At 55.2% G+C, this 17,642-nt stretch carries 12 protein-coding genes; 8 read left to right on the forward strand and 4 right to left on the reverse strand.

Features of this window, described 5'->3' with window-relative positions; all coding sequences use genetic code 11:
• Both HQL52_16745 and HQL52_16750 read right to left on the reverse strand, forming a co-directional pair.
• Positions 1 to 3,153, reverse strand: a 3,153-nt coding sequence (locus HQL52_16745) for an efflux RND transporter permease subunit (protein ID MBF0371100.1), incomplete at its 3' end; no start/stop codon positions are given.
• A gap of 8 nt (positions 3,154 to 3,161) precedes the next feature.
• Positions 3,162 to 4,166, reverse strand: coding sequence for an efflux RND transporter periplasmic adaptor subunit (locus HQL52_16750; protein ID MBF0371101.1), 1,005 nt, complete (start codon positions 4,164 to 4,166; stop codon positions 3,162 to 3,164).
• Positions 4,167 to 4,576: 410 nt separating this feature from the next.
• On the opposite strand from HQL52_16750, the gene HQL52_16755 reads away from it, so the two are divergent.
• Complete coding sequence (locus HQL52_16755; protein MBF0371102.1) at positions 4,577 to 5,158, forward strand: transglycosylase SLT domain-containing protein; 582 nt, start codon at positions 4,577 to 4,579, stop codon at positions 5,156 to 5,158.
• 302 nt (positions 5,159 to 5,460) lie between these two features.
• A complete protein-coding gene (locus HQL52_16760; GenBank protein ID MBF0371103.1) occupies positions 5,461 to 8,718 on the forward strand; it encodes a PAS domain S-box protein in 3,258 nt (1,085 codons plus the stop codon).
• Positions 8,719 to 9,185: 467 nt separating this feature from the next.
• Here HQL52_16760 and HQL52_16765 read toward each other — a convergent pair whose 3' ends face one another.
• Together HQL52_16765 and HQL52_16770 are read right to left on the reverse strand one after the other, a co-directional pair.
• Positions 9,186 to 10,091: a sulfotransferase gene (locus tag HQL52_16765; GenBank protein MBF0371104.1), complete on the reverse strand. Its 906-nt coding sequence runs from the start codon at positions 10,089 to 10,091 to the stop codon at positions 9,186 to 9,188.
• Positions 10,088 to 11,209 carry a hypothetical protein gene (locus HQL52_16770; GenBank protein ID MBF0371105.1) on the reverse strand — a complete coding sequence of 374 codons (1,122 nt, stop codon included), beginning with the start codon at positions 11,207 to 11,209 and terminating at the stop codon, positions 10,088 to 10,090. Before HQL52_16770 ends, HQL52_16765 begins: the two co-directional genes overlap by 4 nt.
• Positions 11,210 to 11,357: 148 nt before the next feature.
• Here HQL52_16770 and HQL52_16775 point away from each other — a divergent pair, with 148 nt between their 5' ends.
• The 6 genes from HQL52_16775 to HQL52_16800 form a co-directional block, all read left to right on the forward strand.
• A complete protein-coding gene (locus tag HQL52_16775) occupies positions 11,358 to 12,170 on the forward strand; it encodes an ABC transporter permease (GenBank protein MBF0371106.1) in 813 nt (270 codons plus the stop codon).
• Positions 12,170 to 13,363 (forward strand): ABC transporter ATP-binding protein, encoded by a 1,194-nt coding sequence (locus HQL52_16780; GenBank protein ID MBF0371107.1) that lies wholly within the window; start codon positions 12,170 to 12,172, stop codon positions 13,361 to 13,363. The genes HQL52_16775 and HQL52_16780 overlap by 1 nt, the downstream gene beginning before the upstream one ends.
• A 149-nt stretch (positions 13,364 to 13,512) precedes the next feature.
• On the forward strand, positions 13,513 to 14,508 hold the full coding sequence (locus HQL52_16785) for a hypothetical protein (protein ID MBF0371108.1): 996 nt from the start codon (positions 13,513 to 13,515) through the stop codon (positions 14,506 to 14,508).
• A 94-nt stretch (positions 14,509 to 14,602) separates the two neighbouring features.
• Positions 14,603 to 15,736, forward strand: coding sequence for a Fic family protein (locus HQL52_16790; GenBank protein ID MBF0371109.1), 1,134 nt, complete (start codon positions 14,603 to 14,605; stop codon positions 15,734 to 15,736).
• A 282-nt stretch (positions 15,737 to 16,018) separates the two neighbouring features.
• Entirely contained in the window at positions 16,019 to 16,261 is a 243-nt protein-coding gene (locus HQL52_16795) for an addiction module protein (protein MBF0371110.1), read from the forward strand.
• A gap of 590 nt (positions 16,262 to 16,851) precedes the next feature.
• Positions 16,852 to 17,642: adenylate/guanylate cyclase domain-containing protein (locus tag HQL52_16800; protein ID MBF0371111.1), on the forward strand; the 791-nt coding region annotated here is incomplete at its 3' end.

The raw sequence follows: 17,642 nt of genomic DNA on the forward strand, positions 1-17,642 counted from the left end.
TGTTTTTTCTGGGGGGGGAATGGTGGGGTGTGGGTTTTTTTTCCGGGGGGGGGGGGGGGGGGGGGGGGGGGTTTTGGTTTTTTGCCGGGCTCTCTCCCGGCTGCCCATGAAGGTCCAGTAGAGGAGAGGCACCAGAAAGAGAGTGAGAAAGGTGGAAAAACCGAGACCCCAAACGATGGCGGTGGCCACAGGCCCCCAGAGCAGGGAGTGGCCAGCGAGCCCCATGGCCAGGGAGGAGAGACCGGCGATGGTGGTGAGAGAGGTGATCACGATGGGGATGACTCGGCGGCGGGCGGCAAAAATAATGGCGTGCAGAACGCTCATGCCCTCTCGGCGGCGGCTGTTGGCTGCGGCGATCAGGACGATGGAGGCGTTGACGGCGATCCCGGAGAGTGCCACCACCCCGTAAAGGGTGTAGAGGGAGAGGGGGTGACCGGTGATGAGCAGGCCGAACACCACGCCGGTAAAGGCCATGGGAACGGTGGTGAGGATCATGAAAGGCTGAAAATAGCTGCCAAACTGGGTTCCCAGGATCATATACATCAGCCCCACCCCAAAGAGAAAGAGGGTGACAATGGCATCCATGCTTTCGTTGATGTCGTCGAGCACCCCGGAAAAATCGAGATTGACGCCAGGATAATCGTGGCGCACCTCTTCCCAGGCTTTTTTAAGGCGGTCGTTGGCGGTGACAGTATCAAGTTTTTCTTTGTCGAGTTCGGCCTCCACGGTGACCGCCCGGCGGAAATTATAGTGACGGATGGCATCGATGCCGTGGCGCACCCGCTGATCAGTGAGTTCCTCCAGGGGAATTTGGCGGCCATCGGGGCCGGGGACGGAAAAACGCAGCAGAGTGCCGATATCTGTCAGGGTTTCGGGTTTGGCCAGCACCCGTACGGCGATTTTTTCCCCTTGGTGCTGGAGGCTGGCGACCTCTTCACCATCAGCCAACAACCGGCTCAGGCGCAAAATGGTGGTGGGGTGGAGCCCCGCCTGGCGGATGGCGTCCCCATTGGGTTTTAAAACCAGCTCGGCACGCCCTTCGGAAAAATTATCAGTAATATCGTGGACTTCCGGTATTTTTTCCAAAATGCCAATGACCGCTTTCACCGCTGGCATGATCTCCTCGAAGGTATCCCCCCGCACCTTCACCGAGATGGGTTTGGTCACCGGTGGGCCGCCGGAGAGGGGCAGGAAGGAGATGATTCGGGGACCGGCAACCGTGGTGACCGCCTCCCGCATGCCTTCGATGATCGCCTTGACCTCCCGACGTTTGGAACGATCGGGGTTGAGGCTGACCAAAATCTGGCCGTAGCGGTCACCAAAAAAGGGTCGGGTTTCGGTAAACATCTGCCCCGCATAGGAGACCACCGCCCGGGCCTCTCCCTCCCGCAACCCGGCCTCAACCCGTTCGGCGACGCGCAGGGTGGTGTCGATGGTGTTTTGCAGGGGGCTTCCCGGGGGCATCTCGACATTGACATAGTAGAGGGGTAGGGGATCCATGGCGAAAAATTCCATGCGCACCAGCCCCTGGGAGACCACGCCGACCGCGACTATAAAAGGCAGAATCGCCATGGTCAGAAAAAACTGGGGCCGACGCAAAACCCGGGTCAACCAGCGGACATAATGGCGGCGCAAATTTTGTAAAAAACGGGTGCGCAGGCGGTGCATCCGGGAGGGTGAGGAAAAGTTGAGATTGAGGGCGGCGATGTGCGCCGGAAGCATCCAGAACGCTTCCACCAGGCTGATGGCCAGGGCGATGGTCACCACCATGGGGATCACCCGCATGAATTTACCCAGGATTCCCGGCAGCAGCATCAAAGGCAGAAAGGCGGCCATGGTGGTGAGCACGGAAGTGGTCACGGGGGCTGCGACTTCCTGTAGAGCTGCCAAACCCGCAGACATGGCATCCTGACCCCGCTGAATCTGGGCATAGATCGCCTCCACCACCACCACGGCATCATCCACCAGCATCCCCAGGGAGATCACCACACCCAGGAGCAGCATGACGTTCATGGAGCCGTCGGTGGCGTAGGTGAGGCCGAAGGTGCCCGCCAGGGTAAAAGGGATGCCTAGGCCGATGAGGATTGCAATGCGACTGCCGAGAAAAATCCAGGTGGCCACCATCACCATGGCGAGTCCCAGAAGGGCATTTTTTTCCATCACCCCCAAGGCGTTTTGCACCATATGGGTCTGATCATCCGCCAGCACCACATCCACCCCGGTGGTGTTGCGGATCTCCTCCCGGGTTTTGAGATATTCCCGCACCCGGGCGGTGAGATCCAGGGCGTTGACGTTGGGCTGTTTGGTGAGGGTGAGGAGTACCGCCGGGCGGTTGTTCATGCCCACCTGAAAACGGGCTTTTTTGCGGCTTCGGGCTATTTCAGCCACTTCCCCCAGGGTGACCTCTCCCTGGGCCCCCACCACGGGCCAGCTGGCAAGCTCTTGTGGATCGGGGGTGTTGCCTTCCAGCCGCAACAGCCAGTCCTCTTTGCCCACCCGGATGGTGCCGGCTGAAATATTATGGAAGCGGGCGGCGACGGTGTCGGCCAGATGGAGGGGGGAGATTCCCAGCCCCAGGAGCTTATCCGGCAAAAAACGGATCTGGATTTCCGGTTCCCGCAAAGCCAGTGGGGCGACGGTATCGACCCCTTTCAGGCGTTCCAGATCCTTTTTGACGTGGCGGGCCTGGCGGCGGAGATTTTCATCGTCGGCCTGGCCCATCACCACCACCATGGCGGTGGGAAAACCGTTGGCGCTGGTGATTTCCAGAATCAGGGGATCTTCCGCCTCTTCGGGGAGTTCCCGTTCCTTGTTTTGAATCTCACGCCTGAGATCATTGACCCGCTTGTCAAAGGTGCGGGTGTCGATATCGTTAAACCGCACCAGGATGGTGGAGGTGGACTCCCGGGAGCCGGAGGAGACGAAACGGATATCCGGGACTTTTTCCAGGGCTTCTTCCAGGGGGTCGGTGATGCGCTTCTCGACATCTTCCGCGGAGGCCCCCGGGAGAATGGTGATGACCTGAATCCAGTTAAAGTTCATGTCCGGATCCTGCTGGCGGGGCAGGAGGCCGTAGGAGAGAAAACCGATGACCAGAACCAGAGCAAAGGTGAGGTTGGCGAAGACGTGGTTTTGTAGAAAAAAACGGGCCATGGGGCGGGTCAGGGGCTGGATGGGAGCGGGGATGGGGGCGCCACTTGGATGGGGGCGCCATGGACGAGATTTTCCCGTCCCTGGACAATCACATCTCCCGTCAGATCCATGGTGAGGGGTGTGGATTGACCTTCCTTGGCCTGGGGAAGAGGATAAAAGCGGGCTTGATTCTCTTCAGCCAAAAAAATTCCCAATTTTTCATCCCGGTTGACCAAAAGCCAGGGGGGCAGATGGGGCTTGGGGCTCTGCCAGGTGAGGCGGCCTGCCGCACCGGGGGTGGGGGTGGGGCCGATAAATTCCAGACGGGCTTCCCGGGTTCGGGTGGTGGGATTGGCTACCGGCAGCACCACCCGGGGTTGCAGGGGATAATTTTGTTCCTGATGGCGAAAGTGCCACGCCTCCCCATCCAGGAGTTGTTCAGCCTGGGTCACCCCTACCTGAGCGGTCAGTTCGATCTCGTTGAGATCCATCAGCCGCAAGAGGGGGGTTCCTGGAGCGGCCCAGGCTCCCAACTGGGCATTTTGTTGCACCACCACCCCGGCAAAGGGGGCTTTGATGGTGTATTTGGCGATGCGTTTTTCCACCCCCCGCACGATGGATTTTTGGCGGCTGATCTGGGCATCCAGCACGCTGCGTTCATTTTTGCGCCGGTCCAGAATTTCGGTGCTGGTCTGGTTGTTTTTTTTCAGCTCCAGGGCGCGTTGATATTGTCGTTCAGCCAAGTGGCGGCGGGATTCCAATTCTTTCAGGGAGGCCCGGGCCTGATCCAGGGTGAATCGATGCTCCCAGGGGTCGAGTTTGAGCAGGGTCTCCCCTTTTTTGACCCGATCCCCTACCTTGAGGGAGCGTTTCAAAATGGCCCCGGCCACCTCGGCGGTTATCTGGGTGTCGTTCAGGCTGATCACGGCTGCCGGAGCGTCGAGGGTTTTGGCGGTGGTCAGGGTGTACAGGGGTTGGGTGGTGACGTGGTTGATTTCAGCGGCTAAGAGTGTTCCCCACTGAAAAAAAATCAAGCACCACACGCTCCACGCCACCCGCCTCAAGGCTGTATTGCCCAGAGGAGCCGAGATGGGAGTGGGCTTATGGACCGGGGGCAGGAAAAAAAAGGAAACCATTGATGGCAGCGGAACCACTCATGACTGGGAAAAAGGGGATGACAAATAACGGTATCGCGGCTGGACGGATTGGTTCAATATAACCGCTGGTGCATCAGAACTGAAGGGGGGACGACCTTCTCCCCGTTGAGTTTGGTGCGGTGGTGGCCCAGGGGGGGCGGTTGAGGGGATTGGGTTTGGTTGGTTGAACCCGGTTGGTGATATGGGTTGGAATGGATTGCCGTAAAGGATCGTAAAAAATATTGGCGCGCGAGGTTGAAGAGAAGGAGTGGGCGATGATGGGGCGTGGTCTGCGGAGGGTTGGCTGGATGGTGGTCATGGGGGTGGTCCTTGGGGGGTGTGCCTCCGTCCCCGGCAATATCGACAATGCCTGTGTGATTTTTGAAGACCGTGGGTGGTATGAGAGTTCCAAAAAATCCTACGAAAAGTGGGGTGTGCCCATTCACGTTCAGTTGGCCATCATCCACCAGGAGTCCAAGTTTCGCCACGACGCCAAGCCTCCCCGGGAGAGGCTGTTTTGGTTTCTCCCGGGGCCTCGTCCCACCACCGCTTTCGGTTATGCCCAGGTGTTGGACGGCACCTGGGAGTGGTACCAGGAGAAGACCGGCAACCACGGTGCCGACCGGGATAATTATGATGATGCCGTCGATTTTATCGGTTGGTACTGCAATCAGACCCACAAAATGTTGGGCATTTCCAAGTGGGACGCCAAAAACCAATATCTCGCCTATCACGAGGGGCAGGGGGGGTATCGGAAAAAGAGTTATCTGAAAAAATCCTGGTTGCTGGGGGTGGCCGACAAGGTGGCACGCAATGCCAAGCGGTATCGTGCCCAGCTGGGTAAATGTCGGGATGAGCTGGATTCGGGGGGGCTGCGCTGGTTTTTTTAAACGCCTGGGAAAAGGCTGAAAAGGAGGGGCGTGTGAGTCATACAATGGGTGTGGAGGTGTCAGGAGGGTAGGAGCGGGCGCTACCCACGGTTCCTAAGAGAGGGGAGAGTGAGACCTCTTCCCTGCTCCTGTCGTGACAAAGAAAATGGTAGAGTGTGTTCAGTTGTCAACGAGAGCTGCTCCGGCCTGCCGGAATGCGTATAATTTCAGTTTTTCCGCCCATCAGGCTCATTTTTCGGTTACTATGATGCGCTACGTTTCGTAGGCACTCTCTGATCGTCCCCAACAGGCGCTTTGTCCGCATGGAAGCCAAACCCACCACTCCTGATCAATCCCCGGAGATATCGGCAAGTGCCGGTCGTCAATTGATTGATCGGCTTACCCTTGGCGCTTTTTTCATGCTGCTGTTGGTGGGCTTTTGGATCGGCCATTCCGAATATCAGGAATATCTGGAGGAGCGTGCCGAGCTGACCGAGGGGGTGTTCAAAAACGCCATTGAGACCACAAGCATGGTGTTGGAAGGGATGACCACCCTGGATGTGGCCAGTGTCGATGGTCGTCTGGAAGAGATCGGGCGGCTGCAAAAAATCAATGGCAACCTGTTTACCCTCTGGTTTCGGGAACCAGACCCGGTGGCAGGACGAATTCCTCCTCCCACTGAGGTGGTGTTGAACCATCTGGAAGGTAAAGTAGCGCGTGGGGAAGAGGTTTCCATTGAGGAATCCCGACTCTCCTCCCTCCTGGAAGTGTTGCGCTTTATGGTCCGGATAGAGCTGGATGGGGAACATCCGGTGGACCAGAAAGGTGGGGTCAAGGAGCGGATTTCCCCCAAGCTTTTTCAAGATCGGGTAGCCAACCTCCAAACCTTTCAAAAATATTCCTCTGATGTCGATTCTCTTCAGCTCGCAGAGGGAATCGACGGCCCGTGGTGGAGCAATCAAGGGCAGGGTATCACTGTCGTCACCGCTCTCAAACGGGAGGGTTTTTGTGCCAACTGCCACCCCCAGGATGAGAGCAGCACCGTCTATTTTGCCTTCAGCGTCAATTTGGAGCCCCTGCTTACCCAAAAGTGGCATCAGATTCAGTGGGAGCTGATAGAGCACACCCTGCCTATTCTTTTTTTATGTGGGCTTCTGCTTTTTTTCCGTTGGCGAATCCATCAGGCCCTGGAACAGGTGGAACTGAGCAATCGCGTGCTCAGACATCTGGTGAAAGAGAAGGCCGCTGGAGAGATTCAGCTCAACCGGCAGCTCGAATTTCAGCAAACTCTGCTCAACACCATTCCCGCACCGGTTTTTTTTAAGGATCGGGCCGGGGCCTATCAGGGGGGGAATACCGCTTTTGAAACCTTCGTCGGCATTTCATTGGATGAACTTCCTGGCAAGACCGTCTATGACCTCGCCCCCCCGGAATTGGCGGAGATTTACCACAAGGCCGATGAGGCGTTGATGCATCAAAAGGGTTCCCAGGTCTATGACACCCTTGTGGCCCAGGCCGATGGGACCAAGCGGGATGTGGTGTTTCACAAGGCCACCTTCAATGGTTTGGATGGTGAGGTGGCCGGGATGGTGGGCACGATCCTGGATATTTCAGAACGCAAACGGATGGAGCGGCAGTTGGCCAGGGAGCACCGTTTTTCCGAAGCGGTGATTGAGAGCCTGTCGGGTCTTTTCTATCTGTTTGATGAAGCCGGACTTCTTGTTCGTTGGAATCGCAATATGGAGGCGGTCAGCGAATATTCCTCGGAAGAGATGGGGGGGATGACCGCCCTGGAATTTATCCCCGAGGAAGATCGAGAGCTGGTGGGGGCGCGGATTCGTCAGGTGTTTGAGCGTGGCTATGCCAGTATTGAGTCTTCCCTGCTGACCAAATCAGGCCTGAGGAAACCTTTCTTTTTTACCGGTTCCCGGGTGGAACTGGATGGCCAGCTTTTTCTTTCCGGGACTGGGCTGGATATCTCCCAGCGCCGGCAGATGGAAGAGGCGTTGCGGCGTAGCGAGCTTAAATATCGCTCTATCCTGGAGTCCACCACCGAGGGGTTTTGGCTGTTTGATCCCATCACTTTCCAGGTGTTGGAGGTTAACGACGCCCTGTGTGACATGCTGGAAGCTTCCCGAGAAGATATTTTAGGTCGGACACCTCTCGATTTTGTCGAACCCGGCCAATACGAGCTCTTGATGGCTATCGGTGGGGAGATCACCAAAAGCAACCATCGGGAGTTCGATACGGTTTTTCTCTCCAGCCAGGGCCGGGAGATCTACGTTCATGCCCACTGTACCACCCTCCGGGATGAAGCTGGTCGGGCAGAGGTGGCCTTTGCCTTTTTCACCGACCTGACCGGCCACAAAGAGCTGGAAAAACGGATTTTGCAGGCCAAGGCTTCAGCGGAGCAGGCCAACCAGGCCAAATCGATGTTTTTGGCCCACATGAGCCATGAAATCCGCACCCCTATGAACACCATTATCGGCATGGGCGAGCTTCTGGCCGAAGAAAACCTTCCCGTTCCCTTGATGCGCCAGCTGGACATTCTCAATCGGGCCGGTTTGGGGCTCATGGCCCTTATCAACGACATTCTGGATCTTTCCAAAATCGAGGCGGGCCAACTGGAGCTGGAGGAGTCCCTGTTTGACCTGTCAGCGCTGCTCTCCGAGGTGATGGATGTGCTGATCCCCCAGGCCAGGGAAAAGGGGATTGGCTTGGGTCTGCATCAGCTGGAGGCCATCCCCCAACGGGTCGTGGGTGATTCCCAGCGGTTGCGGCAGATTTTGTTCAATCTGGTGGGCAATGCCATCAAGTTCAGCGAGCAGGGGGAGGTGACGGTCAAAATAGTCCCAAGCGGTCAGGGGCGACTGCTTTTTGCGGTGAAGGATGCCGGCATCGGTATTCCCAAGGAAAAGCTGTCATCCATTTTTGATCCCTTTACCCAAGCGGACTATTCCACCACCCGCCGCTACGGTGGTACAGGGCTGGGGCTGGCCATCTGCTGGAAACTGATCCAGCGGATGGGGGGGTGGATCCGGGTGGAGAGTATGGTCGGGGAGGGCAGTGAATTTTCCTTTGAAGTCCCCCTGCCGGAAGTTTCCAGGGAAGAGGTGAATGACTCGCTGGCGCCTCAAGAGCAGCAGGTGGAGCAGAAGGCGCTGCCGACCGCTTCCGTCAGGCGGGGAGAGGCGACCATCCTGCTGGTGGATGATGCCGAGGAAAATCGCCTGCTGGTGGCAGCCTATCTGAAAAAGAGTGCATATCAATTGAAAGAGGTGGCCGATGGGGTGGAGGCTGTTGAGGCGTTTCAGAGTGGGATTTTCGATTTGGTATTGATGGATATTCAGATGCCCCGGATGGATGGTTATGAAGCCACTCGTGCCATCCGCCAGTGGGAGCAGGCGCAGGGTCAACCCCCCACCCCCATCATCGCCTTGACCGCCCATGCCATGAAAAATGACGCCGATGAAGCCTTGCGCTCCGGGTGTGATCTGCACCTGACCAAACCGATCCGCAAGGCCCGCTTGCTGGAGGTGATCTCCCAGTTTATCGGTAGCTCTTCAAGCCCCACCACCTAGCCGATTTATCCGGTGGCGATGGCGGCTTCCTTCATTCAAAACCGAAAAATCTGCTACCAAGAACACAGAGGTCACAGAGGAAAAGCATGAAAAACAGCTGAATATTCCGATCACTATAGCAGTTCTATCTCAAAATTGGACACTCTTCCCTGACTCGTCATCCCCGCGAAGGCGGGGATCCAGGGAGCTGATGATTGCCCTCAAGGAAAAACCAAATTTTCAAGAAAGGCCGGTATTTTGCTGAAAGTGATGCAAGATTTGGAAAGGTTTGCGCCAGACTCCCTGGATTCCCGTATTCGCGAGAATGACGGCAAAAATGCAACGGCATATGTCCAATTCTTAATTTGAATGGCTATACCAGGCACGAGTTTGGCTCGATTTTGGTTTTCTCTGTGTTCTCTGTGTCTTCTGTGGCTAAATGTTTTTTTTATTCGACTCACCTGTTGAACCGGAATGGGTATGACACTCTATTCCCATAGATAGCCCAGCGCCTTCAGGTCAAGTCCGGTCAACTGCTCCGTCCTCCGATTGCTCTCGCCAAATAATCGATGCAGCTCCCCCAGCTCCCCATCATCCAATTGCCACGGCTTCCGGGTGGCAGGGGGCATGACTCCGACCAGTTTTTGCAGCGGTCCCTGCTTGAATCGATGCAGCCTTCTGCCAAAGTTTCGGTTGCGTCCAGATAGTTTGAAGAGTTGAAAGAGGGGGCGGTTCAACATGCGACAGAGATCGATATAGCCCCTGCTTTTGTCTGATGGGTTGACCCGCTCCCCCTCTTCAGGAAAAGGGGCGGAGATGCCCATGAACGCCTGCATCCGATTCAAAAACCGCTCCCGATCCCCCGATAACCATTCGTAAGGCAGCACCAAAAGGTTTTCCCCGCCAAACAGATCGCCATAGCTGCGAATCAATCGATCATAACCATAATAGTCCCCCATCTTTTCCCGATGGGTAGCGATGAATTGTGCCAGAGGTTCGCTGTTGAAGCCTTTGTTGATGGTGCGAAAGGCGTAGGTGGAAAGAATGATCGAGCGCTGCTCCCGGATGATCAAAAGAACCTTGGCCGAGGGATAGATGTGCTGGAGTCGCCGGGCGATCTGCTGTGGATCGTAGGGATAGATCTGCTGCACATTGGGGGGGGAGCCGGAGAGGAGTTCATTGGTAAAAAGAGTGGTGCCCCGGGGGCCGGGGGTGAGGTGTTGAAACCGCTGCCGAAAAAAATCCACATCCAGGGATTCCGCTACCAGCAGTTCCAGATCCTTTTCATTGAAGTGATGATCATCCACCGGCCAGCTGGGAAAACAGGCTCTCTGTAAAAAGGTGGAGGCGGCTTTGGCCATGCCGATATGGATGAAAATGGGGGGCTGGCTCATGGGGTAGTTCTTTCGATTCGGCGGGCGGCCTCTTGAAAGGTGATGGCTTGGAGGTTGTGGCCAAAATGATGCTGAATTTTTTGATGAAAATGTTTAAGCGCGGTGAGATGCCTGGAAGTGACGCCCTTGGGATGGCTGTTGAGGGAGAGATAAATATCCTCCCGAGCCGGGTCAAATGGTTCCAGATAGCCTGTGAGACAGCGGAGCATGGCGTTGGCATCGGTGGAGAGTTCCAGATGGAGATGGCGACGCTTTAAGAGGGCATGCCAGCGCCACCAGGCCTGTTTCAGTCGACCCACCCGGGGGGCTTGGGGAGGCGCGTTGCAGGGCACTCCCCGGGGAGGGGGGCCGGAGGCGCCGGTCAGAAGGATACGAGCGGCCTGTTGGATCGCTTCGGATCGGTTGATGCTTCCTGCTTCGCCATCGGGCATGTGATAGCTGGGGATGGGAATTTCAAAGAGCCCTTTTCCCTTGGGGGCTGGCTTGGAGAGGCCGGATTGTTCTGAGAGCCAATAGTTGGCTTGATTTGGAACCTGGCTGAAATCCACCTGCTGATAAGGGTTTTGGATGGTGCGTCCCGGGATGATGCTGGAGTCGATGCGAAAGCCGCTCTCCTGGAGCGCTTTCAAGAGGATATTTTCCCGGGGTTGCAAGCCATATCCCCCTGCCCGGAAAGCGATACAGCGATAATCGGCTGACAGGGGAGAGAGCAGTTGGGTGAAATATTCCACTGAGCGATCCAAGAGCCCCTTGATTTTGAGTTCACACAGCTCAGGATCGGGGTCGAGATGTCCCAGCAGATAGCTTTTGGGGTCGAAGCGGTAGCTGTGACCTGCGCGTTCGGTTTCAAGCCAGTGGGGGTGGAGGTGGGCTTGGACGTCGTGGCCTTGGGTGATGGCTTGGCGAAGTTGGTTTTCAGCAGCTTCGACAAAATGATCCGCTCCCCATTGTCGATGGCGCCAGAGAGAGGCGTTATCCACAAAGAGGGTGAGGGGGATTTGCAGGGTTTTGCAGGTCTGCAGGAGCCTGTCGGTCGGAGGGATCAGCACCTCGGTTTCCGGGAGATGGTTGCCTCCCAGATAAAGCTCGTAGTCTGCGGAGTAGAGCAGGTGGATCATGGAATCCTTCAGTGGCGAGGCTGCCGTTGGATCTTGTGGGACCGATTGTCTATATTACACCAGGATGCCACTGAAAAAGGATGGTGGTTCTTGCTGATTTTTTTTCTGACTTTCTGGCTGTTTGGGCGGATTGGACTGTTTTTCGGATATGGACATCAAACAAAAAGGGATCTACCGGCAAACCCGAGGCGGGGTGGGGGAGGGGCGCAGGATGGTGGCTCTGGCCCAGGCGCTGGTGGTGCGGGGGTTCAAGGGGCAGTATCGACGTTCGTTGATGGGGCCCGCCTGGGCGTTTTTGCAGCCTTTGGTCTATATGGTGGTGTTTACTTTTTTGCGGGGGGTGCTGGATATCCCCAGCAACGGCATCCCCTACGCCATCTTTACCTTCAGTGCTTTGGTTCCCTGGACCTTTTTTTCCAATGCCGTCTCCCGCTGTGCCCCCAGTATTTCTGCCAATGGGGGAATTCTTAAAAAAATATCCGTCGCTCGGGAGATCTTTCCCATCTCAGCGGTGGTCACTTCTCTGCTCGATTTTTTGATCGCCTCGGTCATCCTGGTAGGCATGATGGTCTACTATGAGGTGCCGGTGGGTTGGACCCTGCTGTGGATTCCCCTCCTGGTTGTTTTAACGGCGCTTTTTGCTTTGGGGATTGGCCTTGCCGCAGCCGCCGTGGGCACCTTCAAGCACGACGTTATTTTTGGTATTCCGTTTTTGATGCAGTTTTGGATGCTGGCCACCCCCATCATGTATCCGGCGAGCCAGGTGCCGGAGCGGTGGCAGGGGATTTTTGCTCTCAATCCCATGGTGGGTTTGATTGAGGGGTTTCGCAATATTTTGACGTTGGGTCAGGGGCCTGATTTGGCGCTGCTCGGTACCTCTGTTTTGGGGATAGCCGTGGTGTGGTTGATTGCCTGGCCGCTGTTTCGGTCGGTCTCCCAATATTTTTCGGATGTGTTGTGATGGACAACCAAGCGGTCATTCGGGTGGAGGGGCTTTGGAAACGCTATGGCTTGCCGTTGATGCCTTTTTTGCGTCGGGGTGTGCGGCAGGCTCGGAGCTTGGTCGGGATGGAGCCGGGGCAGGAGAAGGAGCTGCCTTGGGCGTTGCAGGATATCTCCTTTGAGGTGCGTCCCGGGGAGACTCTGGGGTTGATTGGTCGCAATGGTTCGGGAAAATCGACCTTGCTCAAGGTTTTAGCCGGCGTGACCCCCCCCACCAGTGGCACGGTGATGGTGGATGGGGGAATGTTCCCGATGATCGAGCTGAACGCCGGGGTGCATATGGAGCTGACCGGCCGGGAAAACATTCGTTTGTTGGCGACGGTGATTGGGCTTAGCCGGGAGCAGATCCAAAAAAATCTACCGGAGATTGAGGCCTTTTGTGAGCTGGGGGAGTGGTTGGACCGCCCGGTGCGGATGTATTCCAGCGGCATGATGGTGCGTTTGGGGTTTGCGGTGGGGGTGCATATTAATGCCGATATCCTGCTGATGGACGAAGTGCTGGCTGTGGGGGATATGGGGTTTCAAAATAAATGCCTGGAGCATCTGGAGGCGTTGCGGGGCCGGGGTAAATGTACGCTGTTTGTTTCCCACAACATGCAGCGGATTCGCCGGATGTGTGATCGGGTGTTGGTGTTGGAGAAGGGGCGTCCGGTATTTATGGGACCGCCGGAAGATGCGATTGCGGCCTATGCCAAGACCGTCGGCTCGGGGACGTTGGGCAATATTTTAAACCGGGCATCGTTTGATTTTATCGGCACCACCCTGGAAGAGATTGGGATGCGGGTGGATGGGGTAGTGACGGAGGTGATGACCCCGGGTTCGGTGGTGGAGATTGCCTTTACGTTGGCGGTTGAGGCGGATGTGGGGGAAGCGACGGTCAATATTGCCCTTGAGAGTCCGGATGCGGTATCGGTGGTTTGGGAGACCCTGGATTTGGATCTGCAAGCGGGTAGGAACTGTTTTGAGGTGAGATGGCAAAATATGCGGGTGCGGGCTGGGGAGTATGTGGTGCGGGTAGGGGTAGGTGTCGGCGGTGCCCAAAGAAAGGGCTTTCGGATCTCCAAAGCGATGCGGGTGATGATGGAAGGCAATACGCTGTATCAGGGAATCTACAAACCGGAATCCGAATTTGTATTGAAAAAGAGGTTTTGACTTGAACTATTAAAAAAAAAGCGGGGGGTTTGGGGGGATTCCTCCCCCCAAGGTTTTTCTTTTGATCTTGACCTTGATCTTGACCTTGACCTTGATCTTGACCTTGGAGTTGTCGTTGAGTTGATCTTGACCTTGGAGTTGTCCCAGAGTTGAAAATTCTAGCCACTCTAAAACCGGAACGCTATGAGGTTGGCTATCACGCCTACGGTGTGCTGGCTGAAATCGATTGGTTCCAACGGCGCGTCATTCGCACCCTCAAGATCCCCTGCGCTTCCTTCCGGGATGATCAAGCCTTCATGGGACCCTTGATCGGTGGCGTCTGCCAGGTCGGCAACCGGATCTATGTGGCTTTCTGGAACTTTATCATCGAGGTGGACTACGACCGCTTTGAGATCATCAACACCATTTCAACCCCCCAGATGGCTGATTTGCATGGGATGACCACGGATGGCAAACATTTGTGGGTGGCCTCTACTGCGGTGGAGTCGGTCCTCTGTCTCGATATCCAATCCGGCAAGCCCCTGTGGCGCTGGGGGCCGGACGATCCGCTTTTATCCCAGGATCCGCCACCGTTGATGGATCGTTTGAGGGATCGGATGAAGCGGGGTGGAGGGTTGAAGGTTCCGGATCTGGATAAGGGTGAATATCGTTATGTACACAAAAGCCGCTCCCCCTTTTATCGCCACCATCTGAATGAGGTCACCTGGCACAAGGGCTCTTTGTATGTCGGCACCAAGGGTTGGTTTGGCGAGCCGTATAGCGCGATTATTCACTTGAACCCAAAGACCAGGGCCGCTTCGTTCATGGTGGAGCCGGGTGGGTTTATGGGGGCTCATGACGGGGTTTTTCATGAGGGGCGTTTTGTGGTGACGGAATCGTCCAAAAATGGGGTGGCCTGGCGCAATCCCAACGCTGAGATCATCCGCCAGGAGCTCCACCCGGCCCGTTTTTTTGTGAGGGGCTTGTGCTTTACCGGCAACTCTTTTTTGGTCGGCTTTACTCGCGTGCGCAAATCCAAAGGCCCGTCGTGGATTATCGAGTGCGACCCCAGATTCAACCGTGAATTCCGCCGCATGGAGCTAAAAGGCTTCTACCCCCCCCACCAAGGCACCGCCATCCACGCCCTGGAGATGGTCCGGAGCTGATTATTCACCTCCCCCCCAACTCTTCGTTCACCGCAATATTTGCCCCGAATCCGCTTCAGAAATGCGGCGAATGGTGCTATATTTTCCGCAAATCATGCGGAGAATACTCGTGTATATTTGGCAGGAAGAAAATTGGCCCCATTTTCGTTGGGATGCAGCGACCTTGCTGACCCCTCTGGCTGAGGCACGTTACAAGCAGGGGAAATTGCTGGGGCGGATGCATCAGCTGGGGTTTGTCCTTCAGCGGGATGCGGAGTGGTGGGCGACGGTGGAAGAGGTGGTGCAGACCTCTGAAATCGAGGGAGAAAAACTGGATATCGCTGAGGTGCGCTCTTCTGTAGCCCGTCATCTTGGCTTGCCCCAGGCGGCTCTATCCCCCCCTGACCGCCAGGTGGAGGGAGTTGTGGAGATGATGTTGGATGCCATGCATCGCCATGGGCAGCCGCTGAGTGTTGAGCGGTTGTTTGGTTGGCAGGCGGCGCTGTTTCCGACTGGCTATTCCGGCTTGGGAAAGATCACTGTCGGCGCTTGGCGAGATGATCAGGACGGCCCCATGCAGGTGGTTTCCGGCCCGGTGGGGAGGCAGAGGGTTCACTATCAGGCCCCACCCGCCCAAGTCATAGCTGCTGAGATGGCTGAATTTTTAACCTGGTTCAACCATTCCCCCCCCCTGGATGGCCTTCTGCGCAGTGGTATCGCCCACCTGTGGTTTGTCACCCTGCATCCATTTGAAGATGGCAATGGTCGCCTGGCCCGGGCGATGGCCGATCTGGCGTTGGCGCAGATGGAGGGAACCGGTCAACGTTTTTATAGCGTTTCAGCCCAGATTCAGCGGGATCGAAAGCGCTATTATGAGGTGCTGGAGCAGACGCAAAAGGGGGGCGTTGAGATCACGGATTGGTTGATGTGGTTTATAGCCACTTTCAATCAGGCGATGGATGCCGCCTTGGATCAAAGCCGTTCGGTGCTGCGTAAGGCTGCGTTTTGGCAGCAATTTCAGAACGAGCCTCTGACAGCAAGACAGAAGGCGATCCTCAACCGCTTTATGGACGGCTTCGAAGGCAAACTCACCGCCAAAAAATGGGCCGCCCTAGGCAAATGCTCGGTAGACACCGCCAACCGCGACATCCATGACCTGCTGAATCGAGGGCTTCTCCTGCGCAACCCGGGCGGCAGCAAACGCACCAGCTACAGCGTGCCGGGGTTCGAGGTGGATGAGGAATCGTAAGCTGGTCACAGCTGTCATCATGCACAGGGGCGGGATCAGATCCTGGCAAATCAGTGCTTGCTCATCGATGTCTTGCATTTTAAAATGACAGAGAGAGTGGATTTATGTTGAATTTTAAGATTATTTATGCTGAATTTGTCTAATCAGATTCGTCGGATTCCAGCAGAAATGGATAGGGTGGCCCCACATTTGGTTGCCCTTTGATCGTTGCAAGCTGGTAGCATGGTGTTGAATTGGGTAGGTTTGATGAACCATCACATAACCGGAATTGGGAGAGCGGCGATGCCCTCTGCGGCAAGCAAAGTGATTGAACAGGCATTGGCCCTGCCAGAAAGAGAGCGTTCTTTGATGGCTCGTGATTTGATTTTGAGCCTGGAAGAAGGGGAGGATGATCCGCAAACGGAAGCCGCTTGGCAAACAGAGATCGCCCAGCGGTTGGAGGATATCCGAGGTGGAAGGGTGACCTGCTTGGCTTGGGATACCGTTCGAAACCGGATAACAGAGCGTATCGTTGACAAGGCTTGAGATCCATCCAGAGGCTGCCACGGAATTAGAATCATCAGTTCTCTGGTATGAACAACGGCATAAAGGCTTGGGTGGACTACTTTTAGCCGAGGTTGAACGTGGGCTTGAACAGGTGGTTTCTACCCCTGAAAGATGGCCTGCCTTTTCTAAGGCTGCCCGGCGTTATGTGTTGCGGCGCTTTCCTTTCGCCATTGTCTACTTTTATGAGCGAGGAAAGGTGCATGTACTCGCTATCATGCATCTAAGCCGTCGACCAGATTATTGGCGTAACCGTGTTGTGAAGTAAACTCGATAGAGATGGTTTTTTGTTGGATGGCATAAGGCAAGTAAATAAGGTGTCTCCCGATTCGTCCATAAGGGAAATAGGTAAGGTGTCCCCCGATTCTTGCCCCAAGGTGTCCCCCGATTCTTGCCCCAAGGTGTCCCCCGATTCTTGCCCCGATTCTTGGAGGATAGGGTCATAGATGTCTTGCGATTCTCGGTGGTACGTAATTGTGTTATGGTTTTTGTTAACAAATATTTTCACTCTATTCCGCTTTGGTATATTATGATAAGTTTTGTTTCTCATGAATGTTATAGGGGGATTTAGTATGGTTGAACTGAGTGATACATTCCGTGATCCAAGTTCTCGTGTAGCAAAAACAGTCGTTGCTATCGATTTGACAGGCTCAACAAAAATGAAGGAGGAGCAGCCGGAGGCCGCATGGCTAACTACATACGGATGGTTTTTTGACCTTCTTGGTAAGACGATTAATGGATACAAGGGAGAGATTATTAAGTACCTTGGGGATGGGCTGATGGCTGTTTTTGATGAAGACGATGCTGCTAAGGCTATCAATTGGTCTATCGTAGTTCAAGAAGAGATGGCTTCTGCCCGGGCAAAGAATCTTATACGCTGTAGTTGCTCAATCGGAATTGGTTATGGAGAGGTGGTTGAGTTCTCGTTGCCAACCGGTAGTCATGATTATATAGGTGCAGTTGTAGATAGGGCCTTCCGACTCTGTGATGCCGCCAATGCGAACGCAATTTTTGTGGATACTGATACCGTTGCTGCAGCATCAATGACAAAGATTTTATCTGTAGCTGGGAATAGTGTTGCTCCTCGACGAAGTCCTAAGGAATATAGAGGCCCAGAAGAATTGATCCGTCTGGATGGTTTTACAAGGTCTGTAAGTTACCATGAGATTCTTTGGCAGAATGCTCGCTTTAGTGTTAAGCCAAAGTTTGCAACAGAACTATCGGAAAAAGGTGGGGTACGCACTGGTTCTGATATCCTGACAATGGAATATGCACTAGAGCAAAAAGAGCAAAAAGAGCAAAAAGAGCAAAAAGAGCAAAAAGAGCAAAAAGAGCAAAAAGAGCAAAAAGAGCAAAAAGAGCA

It is taken from the genome of Magnetococcales bacterium (assembly GCA_015232395.1).
Classification (GTDB): domain Bacteria; phylum Pseudomonadota; class Magnetococcia; order Magnetococcales; family JADFZT01; genus JADFZT01.

Coding starts and splice junctions, on each gene's coding strand:
- HQL52_16755 (MBF0371102.1), top strand. CDS start 4,577: ATGGTGGTCATGGGGGTGGTCCTTGGGGGGTGTGCCTCCGTCCCCGGC.
- HQL52_16760 (MBF0371103.1), top strand. CDS start 5,461: ATGGAAGCCAAACCCACCACTCCTGATCAATCCCCGGAGATATCGGCA.
- HQL52_16765 (MBF0371104.1), bottom strand. CDS start 10,091: ATGAGCCAGCCCCCCATTTTCATCCATATCGGCATGGCCAAAGCCGCC.
- HQL52_16770 (MBF0371105.1), bottom strand. CDS start 11,209: ATGATCCACCTGCTCTACTCCGCAGACTACGAGCTTTATCTGGGAGGC.
- HQL52_16775 (MBF0371106.1), top strand. CDS start 11,358: ATGGACATCAAACAAAAAGGGATCTACCGGCAAACCCGAGGCGGGGTG.
- HQL52_16780 (MBF0371107.1), top strand. CDS start 12,170: ATGGACAACCAAGCGGTCATTCGGGTGGAGGGGCTTTGGAAACGCTAT.
- HQL52_16790 (MBF0371109.1), top strand. CDS start 14,603: ATGCGGAGAATACTCGTGTATATTTGGCAGGAAGAAAATTGGCCCCAT.
- HQL52_16795 (MBF0371110.1), top strand. CDS start 16,019: ATGCCCTCTGCGGCAAGCAAAGTGATTGAACAGGCATTGGCCCTGCCA.